The sequence below is a fragment of the Pseudoalteromonas sp. Z9A4 genome, from assembly GCF_011378845.1.
GTDB lineage: Bacteria > Pseudomonadota > Gammaproteobacteria > Enterobacterales > Alteromonadaceae > Pseudoalteromonas > Pseudoalteromonas arctica.
Map to the genome: position 1 here is coordinate 1 of NZ_WTLA01000064.1, position 748 is coordinate 748.

Consider the following 748-nt stretch of genomic DNA (forward strand, 5'->3'; position numbering starts at 1 on the left):
AGAAACTAAATCAACGAGAGCGTTACCCAATTAGCGTGCTGTGTAACGTATTCAATGTGCATCGTAGCAGCTATAAATATTGGGCTATAAGGGATACAACGCCGACACTAGAACAAATAAGGCTAGAGGCTGAAGTTAGAGCAATACATGCAATGAGCGGCAGCTCAGCTGGGGCGCGGACAATCGCGGCAATAGCAACGAACAATGATTTTGAATTGAGTCGTTATCGTGCTGCTAAGCTAATGGTTAAATTAAAGCTTGAAAGCTGCCAAGTACCTCAACATTCATATAAACGCGGCGGTAATGAGCACCTTAAAATTCCAAATCTGCTTGATAGACAATTTGATGTTGTTGAGCCAGATACCGTGTGGTGCGGTGATGTGACGTATATTTGGGTAGGTAATCGCTGGGCTTATTTAGCCGTTATTATTGATTTATTTGCACGTAAAATAGTTGGCTGGGCCATGTCGTTGTCGCCAGATACTAATTTAACGCTAAAAGCGCTTGAACTCGCGTATGAAAGCAGAGGAAAACCGACAGGACTGATGTTTCATTCAGACCAGGGTAGTCACTATACCAGTTTAAAATATCGTCAACGTTTATGGCGCTATAAAATCAAACAAAGTATGAGTAGGCGTGGAAACTGTTGGGATAATGCACCAATGGAGCGATTTTTTAGAAGCTTTAAAACGGAATGGATGCCAAAGGTTGGATATGGAAATTTTATAGATGCTAAATATAGCGTTAG

At 41.4% G+C, this 748-nt stretch carries 1 protein-coding gene; it reads left to right on the forward strand.

The window, feature by feature from the left end; all coding sequences use genetic code 11:
• On the forward strand, positions 1–748 hold a 748-nt coding region (locus GQR54_RS19440), incomplete at both ends, for an IS3 family transposase (protein WP_166379711.1).